Origin of the sequence: Kitasatospora sp. NPDC018058 (genome assembly GCF_044327205.1) — a bacterium.
In the GTDB taxonomy this organism is placed as follows: Bacteria; Actinomycetota; Actinomycetes; order Streptomycetales; family Streptomycetaceae; genus Kitasatospora.
Genome location: NZ_JBIRFA010000005.1, coordinates 1 through 12,600, shown reverse-complemented (window position 1 = coordinate 12,600; position 12,600 = coordinate 1). Strand labels below are relative to the sequence as shown.

At 71.6% G+C, this 12,600-nt stretch carries 12 protein-coding genes and 1 tRNA gene; 7 read left to right on the top strand and 6 right to left on the bottom strand.

Going from position 1 to position 12,600, the window contains the following annotated elements; all coding sequences use genetic code 11:
• Positions 1–168 precede the first annotated feature (168 nt).
• The 5 genes from mug to ACH4E7_RS08520 form a co-directional block, all read right to left on the bottom strand.
• Positions 169–723: a G/U mismatch-specific DNA glycosylase gene (gene mug / locus ACH4E7_RS08540; protein WP_396248509.1), complete on the bottom strand. Its 555-nt coding sequence runs from the start codon at positions 721–723 to the stop codon at positions 169–171.
• Between the two features lie 29 nt (positions 724–752).
• Positions 753–1,766 (bottom strand): phosphatase PAP2 family protein, encoded by a 1,014-nt coding sequence (locus tag ACH4E7_RS08535; protein ID WP_396248246.1) that lies wholly within the window; start codon positions 1,764–1,766, stop codon positions 753–755.
• A 130-nt stretch (positions 1,767–1,896) separates the two neighbouring features.
• On the bottom strand, positions 1,897–2,976 hold the full coding sequence (locus ACH4E7_RS08530) for an aminopeptidase P family protein (protein WP_396248508.1): 1,080 nt from the start codon (positions 2,974–2,976) through the stop codon (positions 1,897–1,899).
• Between the two features lie 88 nt (positions 2,977–3,064).
• Entirely contained in the window at positions 3,065–4,411 is a 1,347-nt protein-coding gene (locus tag ACH4E7_RS08525; RefSeq protein WP_396248245.1) for a dipeptidase, read from the bottom strand.
• A gap of 56 nt (positions 4,412–4,467) precedes the next feature.
• Positions 4,468–4,836, bottom strand: a complete 369-nt coding sequence (locus ACH4E7_RS08520; protein WP_396248244.1) for a hypothetical protein — start codon at positions 4,834–4,836, stop codon at positions 4,468–4,470.
• A 134-nt stretch (positions 4,837–4,970) separates the two neighbouring features.
• Between ACH4E7_RS08520 and ACH4E7_RS08515 the strand changes: the two genes are divergently transcribed.
• Together ACH4E7_RS08515 and ACH4E7_RS08510 are read left to right on the top strand one after the other, a co-directional pair.
• Positions 4,971–5,204, top strand: a complete 234-nt coding sequence (locus ACH4E7_RS08515; protein ID WP_396248243.1) for a hypothetical protein — start codon at positions 4,971–4,973, stop codon at positions 5,202–5,204.
• Between the two features lie 42 nt (positions 5,205–5,246).
• Complete coding sequence (locus ACH4E7_RS08510; protein WP_396248242.1) at positions 5,247–5,732, top strand: hypothetical protein; 486 nt, start codon at positions 5,247–5,249, stop codon at positions 5,730–5,732.
• A gap of 110 nt (positions 5,733–5,842) precedes the next feature.
• Here the strand turns inward: ACH4E7_RS08510 and ACH4E7_RS08505 are convergent, their stop codons facing one another.
• The gene (locus ACH4E7_RS08505; RefSeq protein WP_396248241.1) at positions 5,843–6,331 is read right to left on the bottom strand and encodes a YajQ family cyclic di-GMP-binding protein; all 489 of its coding nucleotides are present in this window, start codon (positions 6,329–6,331) and stop codon (positions 5,843–5,845) included.
• Between the two features lie 216 nt (positions 6,332–6,547).
• Here ACH4E7_RS08505 and ACH4E7_RS08500 point away from each other — a divergent pair.
• From ACH4E7_RS08500 to kdpB, 5 genes are all read left to right on the top strand, one after another.
• Positions 6,548–6,628: transfer RNA gene (locus ACH4E7_RS08500), tRNA-Tyr, on the top strand.
• A 353-nt stretch (positions 6,629–6,981) separates the two neighbouring features.
• Entirely contained in the window at positions 6,982–8,811 is a 1,830-nt protein-coding gene (locus ACH4E7_RS08495; protein WP_396248240.1) for an APC family permease, read from the top strand.
• 455 nt (positions 8,812–9,266) lie between these two features.
• Positions 9,267–9,356 (top strand): K(+)-transporting ATPase subunit F, encoded by a 90-nt coding sequence (gene kdpF / locus ACH4E7_RS08490; protein ID WP_360226114.1) that lies wholly within the window; start codon positions 9,267–9,269, stop codon positions 9,354–9,356.
• 1 nt (position 9,357) lies between these two features.
• Positions 9,358–11,019, top strand: coding sequence for a potassium-transporting ATPase subunit KdpA (gene kdpA, locus ACH4E7_RS08485; protein ID WP_396248239.1), 1,662 nt, complete (start codon positions 9,358–9,360; stop codon positions 11,017–11,019).
• Positions 11,019–12,600, top strand: a 1,582-nt coding sequence (gene kdpB, locus ACH4E7_RS08480) for a potassium-transporting ATPase subunit KdpB (RefSeq protein ID WP_396248238.1), incomplete at its 3' end; no start/stop codon positions are given. The genes kdpA and kdpB, both read left to right, overlap by 1 nt.

Here is a 12,600-nt window from a genome sequence, read left to right as displayed (position 1 = left end):
CGCCCGAGCCGCCCGAGCCGCCCGAGCCGCCCGAGCCGGCCGGGACGGCCGCCGTCCGGGCGCTGATCCGCGAGCTGCGCGCGCTGCCGCTGCCGGAGGGCCTGACCGCAGCTCAGTGCTGCAACGGTGGGCGGGTCGGATGGTTCCCGCCGGGCGCGCCGCGAATCGTCAGACCCACCCTTGGTCGCCGATGCCCTCCCGGAGCTTGCGGAACTCCGCGGCCAGCGCGTCCAGGGTGTAGTGGGCGTTGAGCCCGCTCGGGTTGGGCAGCACCCACACCTCGGTGTCGCCGATGCCCTCCGGCTGGCGTCCGATCGCGGCCTGCCGCCGCCCGAAGGCCGTCCGGTAGGCGCCGACGCCGAGCACTGCCAGGACCTTCGGCCGCAGTCGCAGCACCAGCTCGGTGAGTGCGGCGCCGCCCTCGCGCAGTTCCTCGGCGGTGAGTTCGTCCGCCTTGGCGGTGGTGCGCGGGGCGACGTTGGTGATGCCGAGGCCGAGCGCGGGCAGCTCGCCCTGCTCGTCCGGGCGGAACTGGCGCTCGGTGAAGCCGGAGCGGTGCAGGGCGGGCCAGAAGCGGTTGCCGGGGCGGGCGAAGTGGTGCCCGGTGGCGCCCGACCACAGGCCCGGGTTGATGCCGCAGAACAGCACCTGCAGCCCGGGCCCGGTGATGTCCGGGATGGTGGTGTCCTGGGCGGCCCGCAGCTGCTCGGGCGTGGGCTTCATCGGCGACCGGGCCTCGACGGACGGCGCCTTCACGGAGTCGGACTGCACGCGGCCAAGTCTGCCCTGGGCGCCGAACGCGCGGTACGGCGGTCACGCAGCCACCGCAGCCCGAAGACCACCACGGCCGCGTAGGCCCAGCCGGCGAACACGTCCACGATGAAGTGCTCGGCGCCGTAGACCAGGGTGAACGCCATCGCCAGCGGATAGGCGACCAGCAGTGCCCGCAGCCCGGGTCGGGCGGTCGGCCAGAAGAGGAACAGCAGCATCGCCGGGTAGGCGGAGTGCAGCGAGGGCATCGCGGCGACGTCGTTGGCGAACTGGCTGCCGTTCTCCAGCAGCGAGTCGGCCTGGGGCAGTCCCGTGGTGGAGATGGTCTCCCAGACCACCCGGTGCAGCGGCGGCAGGTTGTCCTGCTGGGCGACCAGCCACGGCGGGTCGGCCGGGTAGAGCAGATAGGTCGCGAAGCCGATGAAGGTCAGGGTGAAGTAGCAGGCCAGCAGTTGCCGGAAGCGGTGGTGGGCGCGCCGCCAGAGCACCGCGAGCAGCACGAAGACCACGAGGAAGTGCGAGAGGTAGACGAGCGTCGCCGCGTAGTCGTACCAGTGCGGTGAGCCTGGGGTGTAGAGCGCGTGCTGGATCCGTACGGTCCAGGGCTCGCCGAAGCCGAGCGCCTCGTCGGCGCGCAGCTGGGGCAGCCAGTACGGGGCCCACGGGGTGTGCGCGCCGTAGCCGCGCAGCAGTGAGTACACCCAGACCACGGCCATCACCGGGACCCAGTCGCGCAGCACCAGCAGGAAGCCGCGCGGGCCGTGCCCGCTGTGCACGGCGGCGGTCAGCAGCGCGCCGATCAGCCAGAGGAACACCACGTCGTTGGCGAAGGCCATGCCCTGGGTGTTCAGGAACCAGACGAAGCAGGCCAGGTAGACCGGCCAGGCCAGCAGCCGGAGTCTCGCCGGTCCGGTGCGGCGGGGGCGGGCGATCGCGGGTCGCAGTCGCCCGGCCCGCGCCGGGGGCGGCGGGGCCGGGCTGAGCAGCTTGGTCATGCTCACTGAAACTAGCAACGCAAGCTTGGAGGACTCTGGGTGAACTATGACCGGCTCGTAAGAAATTCGCACAGTTGGGTCAAAGTCGCCTGGCCGAAGTCCCGAATGCCGGACGGCGGGGCGGGCCGGCTCAGGCCACGATGCCCAGTTCGTGCGGCGTGTTGTTGAAGCGTCGGCCGCCGGTCGCGGTGACGGTGACGATGTCCTCGATCCGCACCCCGAACCTTCCGGGCAGGTAGATCCCGGGCTCGATCGAGAAGCACATCCCGGGCACCAGCGGCCGCTCCTCGCCCTCGACCAGGTACGGCGGCTCGTGGGTGGTGATGCCGATGCCGTGGCCGGTGCGGTGGATGAAGTACTCGCCGTAGCCGGCCTCGGTGATCACCCGGCGGGCGATCCGGTCGATCTCCTGGCAGCTCACCCCGGGGCGGACCGCCTCGAACGCGGTCTGCTGGGCGAGCCGGACCAGGTCGTGCACCTTCCGCACCTCGGCCGGGACGTCCGGTCCGACGTGCACGGTGCGGGTGGTGTCCGAGCCGTAGCCGTCCTTGAGACCGCCGAAGTCCAGCACCACGGTGTCGCCGGACCGGATGACCCGGTCCCCGGCCTCGTGGTGCGGGTTGGCGCCGTTGGGGCCGGAGCCGACCACAGTGAAGTCGACCTGGCTGTGCCCGTACTGGATGAGCAGCGCGCCGAGGTCGGCGGCCACGTCGCTCTCCCGGCGGCCGGCGAAGGAGACCTCCAGGATGCTCCGGTAGGCCGCGTCCGCGGCGCCGCCGGCCGCGGCCAGGCGGTCCAGCTCCTCGGCGCCCTTGACCGCGCGCAGCATCGGCAGGGTCTCGGTGAGCGGGGTGAAGGCGGCGCCGGGCAGCGCGGCCTGGAGGCCGAGCAGGTGCATCGCCCAGGCGTTGTCGGAGACGCCGTACCGCCCGGCCGGGTCGAACAGCGGGTGGGCGGCGGCGTACGGGTCCTCGCCGTCGGACCAGTCAAGCAGTTCGACGGCCGGGGCGCCTGGCGCCTTCTCGGCGTCCGGGCGCTCCAGCTTGGGGACGATAAGGGCGGGTTCGCGCCCGGCGGCGAGGACCAGGGCGGTCAGCCGCTCGGTGATCGCGGTGGGCTGGTAGCCGCACAGGTAGGTCAGGTCGGGGCCGGGGGTGACCACCAGGCCGGTCAGCCCGGCGGCGGTGGCGTCGGCGCGGGCCCGGGTCATCCGGGCGGCGTAGTCCTCGGTGGTGAACGGACGGGGCACGGCTCTTCCTCCTCGGGGTCCGGACGGGCTTCCTGCAACTCCAGCACGTTCAGCGCGTGTCGGCGAAGTGCCGGAGGAGCAGAGCTTCGACGTGGGCCATCCGCCGGATCTCGCCCGGGTCGACGCTCTCGTTCGGCGCGTGGATCAGGCAGCTCGGCTCCTCGACGCCCATCAGGATGATCTCCGCCTCGGGGAAGGCGGTGGCGAGGACGTTGCAGAGCGGGATCGAACCGCCCTGGCCGAGGAAGGACATCGGCCTGCCGTAGACCTCCTGCATCGCCTTGTCCAGCGCGGCGTACGCGGGTCCGCCGGTGTCGGCCCGGAACGGCGAGCCGGCGCTCTCCCGCTCCACCTCCACCCGCACGCCCCATGGCGCGGCGGCCTCCAGATGGGCGACCAGCGCGTCCTGGGCGGAGCGGGCCTCGGTGCCGGGCGGTACCCGCAGGCTCACCCGGGCCCGGGCGGTGGCCGGGACGGCTGCGGCCGAGCCCACCACGGGCGGGCAGTCGATGCCGAGCACGGTGACGGCCGGGCGGGCCCAGAGCCGGTCGGCGACGGTCCCGGAGCCGGTCAGCCCGACGCCGTCCAGCACCCCGGCGTCGGCGCGGAACCGCGTCTCGTCGTACCCGGCACCGCTCCAGGTGCCGTCGCAGTCCAAACCGTTGATCCGGGTGCCGCCGTCGGCGTCGCGCAGCGAGTCGAGCATCCGGATCAGCGCGGCCAGGGCGTCCGGGGCGGGGCCGCCGAACATGCCGGAGTGCCTGTCGCCCTTGAGCGCCCGCACGGTGACCACCACACTGACGACCCCGCGCAGCGAGATGGTGGCGGTGGGGACGCCGACTGCGGCGTTGCCGGTGTCGCAGATCAGCAGGGCGTCCGCGTGCAGCTCCCCGGCGTGCGGGGGCACGTACTCCTCCAGGCCGCCGGTGCCCTGCTCCTCGGAGCCCTCGACCACCAGCTTGAGGCCGACCGGGACGTCGTCGCCGAGCGCCCGCAGCGCGGTGAGGTGCATGACGATGTTGCCCTTGCAGTCGGCGGCGCCGCGCCCGTACCAGCGGCCGTCGCGCTCGGTGAGCTCGAACGGCGGGGAGGTCCAGGCGGCGTCGTCGAGCGGGGGCTGGACGTCGTAGTGGCAGTAGAGCAGCACGGTCGGGGCGCCGGGCGGGGGCGGGCGGTGGCCGATCACCGCGTGGCTGCCGTCCGGGGTCTCCTCCAGGTGGACGTCGCGCAGGCCGACCTCGGTGAAGGCGGCGGCGACCCACTCGGCGGCCTCCCGGCACTTCTCCGGTGGGTACTGCCGAGGGTCGGCGACGGACGGGATGGCCACCAGCTCGGCCAGATCGGCCTGTGCTCGGGGCATCAACTCGGCTATTCGATGGATGAGTTCGTCGGTCATGCGAGGCTCCTGGGGGCTGTGGACGGCGTGGCGGGCGGTGTGGCGCGCGGAGGGCATCACCGGCGCACGGTGTCGCGCAGGTCGCGGTCGTCGATCCGGTCCTGGACGGCGGCGAGCTTGTCCGGGCGGTACACCGAGGGCGCGATCGCCTCGGCCTGCACCACCTGGCGGTCGGACGGCACCGGCCGCCGGCCCGGCCCGCCGACGCCGTCGGACATCCCGTACTTCCACTGCGCCGGGTCGAGCCCGTTCGATGGGTGGGTACCGGGTGGCCGGCCGACGAACGCGATGGTCGAGGCCACGTACGTCGGCAGGGCGGTCCTCCTCCGGTACGGCCCCGGTCGGCTGCGCGGGGTGGTCGCCGGGGAGGGGCCCCGGGGCGGGCCGTACCCGGCCAGTTCACCCGGTTGCCGGGGGCCTCGCATGCGGCGTACGCCCGTGCGGGTGATGCCCGCTCAGCTGCGGCCCACCCTGTGGTCGGCCCTGCCGCCAGTCCCGAGGCCGGCTCTGCCGGCAGTCCCGCGGGGAGGCCGGGGCGCCCGCGCCGACGACGAACAGCGTGGCCGACGGCCGAGTGGACTTCAGCACCCCCAAGGGCGGCTCGGGTGCTTCGCGCGCCGTCTTCGCGCACTTCACCCTGCGGCTCGACCCGGACCGGCTGACCCGCCTACGCTCCCCACTGGCTGAAATCTTCGATGAACTGGCCGAAGAAGGGCCGAGTGCGTCCGATGATGTGATGGATGTGACTCTCTTCACCATGCTCTACGGTCTCCGAGCGGGCACGGAATCATAAATTCCGTGCCGACTGTCAGTGCGGTGGGACACCATGGCCGGCATGTCCTACGAACTCCAGGCGCTGATAGGCACGTTGGAGCTGCTGACGGTAGCGGCTGCAGAGGTACCGGCGGCCCGGGTGGTGCCGCTGGCCCAGGGGCTGGCCCTGATCCCGGTCACCTCCGCCGTGCTGGCGGCGCTGCAAGGCGATGGCGCCGTGCCGAAGGTCGGCGGCGGGGCCGGCTTCGGCTGGCACTCGGACGGCTTCGAACTGCGGCTCGCCGCCTGGTCCAAGGCCGGGCCGATCGCCTGTGTCGAGGCCGAGTACTTCGGCGGCAGCGGTACTCAACGCGCCGCCGTCTGGGAGGACGGGCGGGTGGTCCTCGGACCGCTCACCAGCGGGGAGTTCGAGACCGTCCCCGAGGGCACCCCGATCTCCCGCGCGCTGCGGCGGCTCGGCGCGTACGTCGCGGCGGGGCGGGTGGACGAGTTCGACGCGGTCGGGCTGGCCGCGCACCGCAGCACCGGCGGCTGGGTGGTGGCCTGAGGGCGCGTCGGCGGACGGCGCGCCACGTCTCCCGACCCCACCCGCCGACGCGAACGGCCCCGCTCCCGAGCCCGGGAGCGGGGCCGTGCCGTGGTACGACCGGACGGACGTCAGCGGTAGTTCACGAACTGGATCGCGAAGTCCAGGTCCTTGCCCTTGAGCAGGGCCTGGACGGCCTGGAGGTCGTCGCGGCTCTTGGAGCTGACGCGCAGCTCGTCGCCCTGGACCTGGGCCTTGACGCCCTTCGGGCCCTCGTCCCGGATGATCTTCGCGACCTTCTTGGCATCCTCCGTGGTGATGCCCTCCTTCACGTTCGCGAAGATCTTGTACTCCTTGCCGGACAGCTGGGGCTCGCCCGCGTCCAGAGCCTTCAACGACAGGCCGCGCTTGACGAACTTCGTCTGCAGCACGTCGAGGATGGCTCGAACGCGCTCCTCGCCGTTGGCCTTCATCTCGATCTTCTCGCCGGAGCGGCTGACCTCGCCGCCGACGCCCTTGAAGTCGAAGCGGGTGGCGATCTCACGGGAGGTCTGGTTGATCGCGTTGTCGACCTCCTGCCACTCGACCTTCGAGACGATGTCGAAACTGGAGTCGGCCATGGGTGTTGGTCTCCTTGATGCTCTGGCTTCACTGGCACGGCCCGCCCCATTGGGCGCCCGCCGCCCCAGCCTATCCAGCGCCGCCCCCGCGCCGCCCGTGACAGCCGCGGGACTCCCCTTGATCATCGCGTGACCGATCGAGTGGCGAAGCACCCCACCGGATCGGGTATGGTTTACCACGTCGAACGGGGTCAACGCCCCGGGGGACGAAATCCTGGCTGGTTGCCCGAGCGGCCAAAGGGAGCAGACTGTAAATCTGTCGCGCAAGCTACGCAGGTTCGAACCCTGCACCAGCCACAGGATGGAAAACAGCCCCTGATCTGCGGAAACGCAGATCAGGGGCTGTTTCGTTTACCCCGACGCCGGCGGCGACAGTTATTGCGCATTGCTTGCAATAACGGAATGCAGGCAGCAGAGTGGGGGGTCGGGGGTGGGAGTCCTTCGACTGAGCTGATCGTCTTCCCAACCGGCGCCCGCCGGGACAACGGCTCGCCCACCCCCGCCAGCAGCCCCTCCCGCCGGCCCGACGGCCGCGTCAAGGGCGCGTCAAAGGCGCTCGTGGCGGCGTCAGGAACGCGTAGGGGCCGGGGGAGGGCCGGGCGCCCGGACCGCAGGATCGGAGCAACTACCGACCGCGGAGGTCCCGTCCGATGTCCAGCGCCATCTCCACCCCGGCCGTGACGGCCGACGAACCGCCTGATACCGGGGCGGGTGACGAGCGGCACCGGCTCACCGTGATGGGCGGACTGGCGGCGCTCTCGCTGGACGCCATGGCCTCGGTCGCGTACGGGCCGGAGTCGATCGTGCTGGTGCTGGCCGCCGCCGGTTCGTACGGGCTGGGTTTCACCCTGCCGGTCACGGTGGCGATCGCCGTCCTGCTCGCGGTGCTGGTCGCCTCCTACCGGCAGGTGATCGCGGCCTTCCCGGACGGCGGCGGCTCCTACGCGGTGGCCAAGGCCCACCTGGGCCGCCGGACGGCGCTGACCGCGGCCGCCTCGCTGGTGATCGACTACATCCTGAACGTCGCGGTCTCGGTGACCGCCGGCGTGGCCGCGCTCACTTCCGCCGTCCCCGGTCTCTACGGCGACCGGGTCTGGCTCTGCCTGGGCGTGCTAGCCCTGGTGACCGCGGTGAACCTGCGCGGCATCGCCGAGTCGGCCCGCTGGTTCATGGCCCCGACGGCCGTCTTCGTCCTGGCCATCCTGGCGATCATCGTGGTCGGCCTGTTCCGGGACGCCCCGGTCAGCACCGAGGCCGCCGCAGGCCACGCCTCCGTGCTCGCCGAGAACGCCACCGCGGTCGGCGCGCTGCTGCTGCTGAAGGCCTTCGCGGCCGGGTGCTCGGCACTCACCGGGGTGGAGGCGGTGGCGAACGCCGTCCCCTCGTTCCGCACCCCGCGGGTGAGGCGCGCCCAGCACACCGAGGTCGCGCTCGGGGCCCTGCTCGGCGTGATGCTGATCGGACTGGCCGTGCTGATCGGCCGCTTCCACCTCCAGCCGGTCGAGGGCGTCACCGTGCTGGCCCAGCTCGCCGACGCCTCGCTCGGCCACGGCGCCGGCTTCTTCGTCGTCCAGTTCGCCACCGTGGTCCTGCTCGGCCTGGCCGCCAACACCTCCTTCGGCGGCCTGCCGGTGCTGATGGACCTGCTCGCCCGGGACAACCACCTCCCGCACGTGTTCGCGCTGCGTGCCGACCGCCAGGTGTACCGGTACGGCGTGCTGTTCCTCGCCGCGGTGTCGGCCGCGCTGCTGGTCGGCTCCGGCGGTGACGTCAACAGCCTGGTGCCGCTCTTCTCGATCGGCGTGTTCGTCGGCTTCACCATCTGCCAGGTCGGCATGGTCCGGCACTGGCACCGGAACCGCCCGGCCGGCTGGCGGCGCAAGGCCGCGCTGAACGGCTTCGGCGCCCTGCTGACCGGCGTCGCCACGCTCGTGGTGACCGGCACCAAGTTCACCGAGGGCGCCTGGGGCATCGTGGTCGCCCTGCCGCTGCTGGTGGTGCTGTTCGAGGCGATCCACCGCAGCTACGAGCGGATCGGCGAACGCCTGGAGCTCGGCCGGGTGCCGGGCCCGGTGACCCGCCGGCGCAGCCTGGTGGTGGTCCCGGTGACGGCGATCACCCGGCTCACCCGGGACGGCCTGTCGGCGGCCCTGTCGCTGGGCGACGAGGTGCTCGCGGTCACCGTGGTGCACGACCCGGCCGACGCCGAGGCGCTGCGCCGGGACTGGGAGCTGTGGCAGCCCGGCGTGCCCCTGCTGGAGATACCGGAGGACCACCGGCGCCTCGGCTTGCCGATCGCCGAGTTCGTCAACAGGCTCGGCGAGGAGCACGCCTACGACCGGCTCACCGTGCTGATCCCCGAGGTCGAGCCGGCGCACTGGTTCCAGCGGGCGCTGCAGAACCGGCGCGGCGCCGTGATCGACCGCGCCCTGCGCCGGCACACCGACGCGGTGGTCTGCCGGCTGCGGATGCGGATGTGACCCGACTGCCCTGGTGGGTGCAATGAACGGGCCCCGGTGCGACCGCTGTCGCACCGGGGCCCGGCGCATGTCCGGTCTCGGCCGGACCGCGACGGTCTCGGCCGGATCACGACGGTCTCGGCCCGGTGAAGTGGGCGTCAAGGTCGCGTCAACGACCCGCTTTCACCCGTATGGAGGGCGTCAGGGGCCCCTAACGCGCCCTGGACGGCTGGTTTGCTGCATCTGCCGGTCGTCCGCCGGTGCCGCGCGAGGCTTTCGACCCGCTTGCGGCATCTCCCGAACCACGCTGGTGGAGCCCATGTCCGATCTCATCTACGTCGGTGTCACGGTCGCCGTGTTCGCCGTCATCGCCCTGATCGCGCGGGGGGTGGAGAAGCTGTGAACGAGCGCAGCGAGCGAACCGTCAACCGGGGCGCGTGGCGCGAAGCGCCCGCCGAGCGCAGCGAGGTGGGCGCATGAGTGCCGAGAACCTCGCTGGTCTGGTCGTGGCCGTCGCTCTCGTCGGCTACCTCGTTGTGGCGCTGATCTTCCCGGAGAAGTTCTGACATGGGATCCACTCTCGCGGGCTGGATGCAGGCCCTCGCCCTCGTCGGCGCGCTGGCCCTGTGCTACCGCCCCCTTGGCGACTACATCGCCAAGCTCCTCACCACCGCCAAGCACCTCAGAGTCGAGCGCGGCATCTACAAGCTGATCGGTGTCGACGGTGACGCCGATCAGCGCTGGCCGGTGTACCTGCGCTCGGTGCTGGCCTTCTCGGCCGTGTCGGTGCTCTTCCTGTACGGCCTGATCCGCCTCCAGACGCACCTGCTGCTGAACCTGGGTGTGCCGGAGATGGAGGGCCACCAGGCCTGGAACACCGCGATCTCGTTCGTCACCAACACCAACTGGCAGTCCTACAGCGGCGAGTCCGCGATGGGTCACCTGGTGCAGATGGCGGGCCTGGCGGTGCAGAACTTCGTCTCCGCGGCCGTCGGCATCGCGGTCGTCGCCGCGCTCATCCGGGGCTTCACCCGCAACAGGACCGACCGGGTCGGCAACTTCTGGGTGGACCTGGTCCGGATCAACCTCCGTCTCCTGCTGCCGCTCGCGATCGTGTTCGCGCTGGTCCTGGCCGCCAACGGCGTGATCCAGAACTTCCACGGCTTCCACGAGGTCACCAACCTGGCCGGCGACGTGCAGAAGATCCCGGGCGGCCCGGTGGCCTCGCAGGAGGTCATCAAGGAACTGGGCACCAACGGTGGCGGCTTCTTCAACGCCAACTCGGCGCACCCGTTCGAGAACCCGACCGGCTTCACCAACTGGCTGGAGATCTTCCTGCTGCTGGTGATCCCGTTCGCCCTGCCGCGCACCTTCGGCAAGATGGTCGGCGACAACCGCCAGGGCTACGCGATCGTCTCCGTCATGGCGATCTTCTGGGTCGCCTCGGTCGCCCTGCTGACCCTCGCCGAGTCGCAGCACCACGGCACCGCCCTGCAGGCCGCCGGCGGCGCGATGGAGGGCAAGGAGCAGCGCTTCGGCATCGCCGCCAGTTCGCTGTTCGCCGCCTCGACGACGCTGACGTCGACCGGTGCGGTGAACTCCTTCCACGACTCGTTCACGCCCTTCGGCGGCGGTCTGACGATCTTCAACATGATGCTCGGTGAGATCGCGCCCGGCGGCACCGGTTCCGGTCTGTACGGCATGCTGATCCTGGCGATCGTGGCGGTGTTCGTGGCGGGCCTGATGGTCGGGCGTACCCCCGAGTACCTGGGCAAGAAGCTCGGTGGCCGCGAGATGAAGTTCGCGTCGCTGTACATCCTCACCACCCCCGCGCTGGTGCTGGTCGGCACGGGTGTGGCGATGGCGCTGCCGGGTGAGCGGGCCGGGATGCTCAACTCGGGTGCCCACGGCTTCTCCGAGGTGCTGTACGCCTTCACCTCCGCGAGCAACAACAACGGCTCGGCGTTCGCCGGCATCACGGTCAACACCGACTGGTACGACACGGCGCTCGGCCTGGCGATGGTCTTCGGCCGCTTCCTGCCGATCGTCTTCGTCCTGGCGCTGGCGGGCTCGCTCGCCCAGCAGCAGCCGGTTCCGGCCACTCCGGGCACCCTGCCCACCCACAAGCCGCTGTTCGTGGGCCTGCTGTCGGGCGTCGTCCTGATCGTCGTCGGCCTCACCTACTTCCCGGCCCTGGCCCTCGGGCCGCTCGCGGAAGGTCTCTCCTGATGTCCACCCCCACGCTCAACCCCGCACCGGCCGACAAGGCCGAGCCCGCCGCGCCGCACAGAGTGTCCAGCGGGCTGCTGGACCCCAAACTGATCCTGGCCTCGCTTCCCGATGCGGTGAAGAAGCTCGACCCCCGGGTGATGGTCAAGAACCCGGTGATGTTCGTGGTCGAGGTCGGCTCGGTCGTCACCACGATCTCCGCGATCGCCGACCCGTCCGTGTTCGCCTGGGCCATCACCGTGTGGCTCTGGCTCACCACGATCTTCGCCAACCTGGCGGAGGCCGTCGCCGAGGGCCGCGGCAAGGCCCAGGCCGACACCCTGCGCAAGACCAAGACCGAGAGCGTCGCCCGCCGGCTCACCAACTGGCCGGCCAGTGACGCCGAGGAGGAGGTGCCGGGCACGGCCCTCCAGCTGGGCGACCACGTCGTCGTGGAGGCCGGGCAGATCATCCCGGGCGACGGTGACGTCGTCGAGGGTGTCGCGAGCGTCGACGAGTCGGCGATCACCGGTGAGTCCGCGCCGGTCATCCGCGAGTCCGGCGGCGACCGCTCCGCCGTCACCGGCGGCACGAAGGTGCTGTCCGACCGGATCGTGGTGAAGATCGCCTCGGAGCCCGGCAAGTCGTTCATCGACCGGATGATCGCCCTGGTCGAGGGCGCGGCCCGGCAGAAGACGCCGAACGAGATCGCGCTGAACATCCTGCTGGCCTCGCTGACCATCGTCTTCCTGGTCGCGGTCGTCACGCTCCAGCCGATGGCGACGTTCGCGGGTGCCCCGCAGTCGATGGTCGTGCTGGTCGCCCTGATCGTGGCGCTCATCCCGACCACCATCGGCGCGCTGCTGTCCGCGATCGGCATCGCCGGTATGGACCGGCTGGTCCAGCGCAACGTGCTCGCGATGTCCGGGCGCGCCGTCGAGGCCGCCGGCGACGTCAACACCCTGCTGCTCGACAAGACCGGCACCATCACCCTGGGCAACCGCCAGGCCGCCGAGTTCCTGCCCGCCGAAGGCGTCGAGATCGGCGAGCTGGCGGACGCCGCGCAGCTGTCATCCCTCGCGGACGAGACCCCCGAGGGCCGCTCGATCGTGGTCCTGGCCAAGACCGAGTACGGCCTGCGGGCCCGCGCCCAGGGCGAGCTGGCCCACGCCACCTGGGTCCCGTTCACGGCCCAGACCCGCATGTCGGGCGTGGACGTGGACGGTAACCAGGTCCGCAAGGGCGCGGCCGGCTCGGTCGCCAACTGGGTGACCGACAACGGCGGTTCGGTCGGATCGGACGTGGCACAGCTGGTGGACGGCATCTCCGCCGCCGGCGGTACGCCACTGGTCGTGGCCGCGAAGAACGGTGACCAGGCTCCTCGCGTCCTCGGGGTGATCTACCTCAAGGACGTGGTCAAGGAGGGCATGCGGGAGCGGTTCGACGAGCTGCGCCGGATGGGCATCAAGACCATCATGATCACGGGCGACAACCCGCTGACCGCCAAGGCGATCGCGGAGGAGGCCGGCGTGGACGACTTCCTCGCCGAGGCCACGCCCGAGGACAAGATGGCCCTGATCAAGAAGGAGCAGGAGGGCGGCA

What these genes read in the sequence shown, in the direction of transcription:
- mug (WP_396248509.1), bottom strand. Translation starts at nt 723, where the DNA reads ATGAAGCCCACGCCCGAGCAGCTGCGGGCCGCCCAGGACACCACCATC.
- ACH4E7_RS08535 (WP_396248246.1), bottom strand. Translation starts at nt 1,766, where the DNA reads ATGACCAAGCTGCTCAGCCCGGCCCCGCCGCCCCCGGCGCGGGCCGGG.
- ACH4E7_RS08530 (WP_396248508.1), bottom strand. Translation starts at nt 2,976, where the DNA reads ATGACCCGGGCCCGCGCCGACGCCACCGCCGCCGGGCTGACCGGCCTG.
- ACH4E7_RS08525 (WP_396248245.1), bottom strand. Translation starts at nt 4,411, where the DNA reads ATGACCGACGAACTCATCCATCGAATAGCCGAGTTGATGCCCCGAGCA.
- ACH4E7_RS08520 (WP_396248244.1), bottom strand. Translation starts at nt 4,836, where the DNA reads ATGCGAGGCCCCCGGCAACCGGGTGAACTGGCCGGGTACGGCCCGCCC.
- ACH4E7_RS08510 (WP_396248242.1), top strand. Translation starts at nt 5,247, where the DNA reads ATGTCCTACGAACTCCAGGCGCTGATAGGCACGTTGGAGCTGCTGACG.
- ACH4E7_RS08505 (WP_396248241.1), bottom strand. Translation starts at nt 6,331, where the DNA reads ATGGCCGACTCCAGTTTCGACATCGTCTCGAAGGTCGAGTGGCAGGAG.
- ACH4E7_RS08495 (WP_396248240.1), top strand. Translation starts at nt 6,982, where the DNA reads ATGTCCAGCGCCATCTCCACCCCGGCCGTGACGGCCGACGAACCGCCT.
- kdpF (WP_360226114.1), top strand. Translation starts at nt 9,267, where the DNA reads ATGAGTGCCGAGAACCTCGCTGGTCTGGTCGTGGCCGTCGCTCTCGTC.
- kdpA (WP_396248239.1), top strand. Translation starts at nt 9,358, where the DNA reads ATGGGATCCACTCTCGCGGGCTGGATGCAGGCCCTCGCCCTCGTCGGC.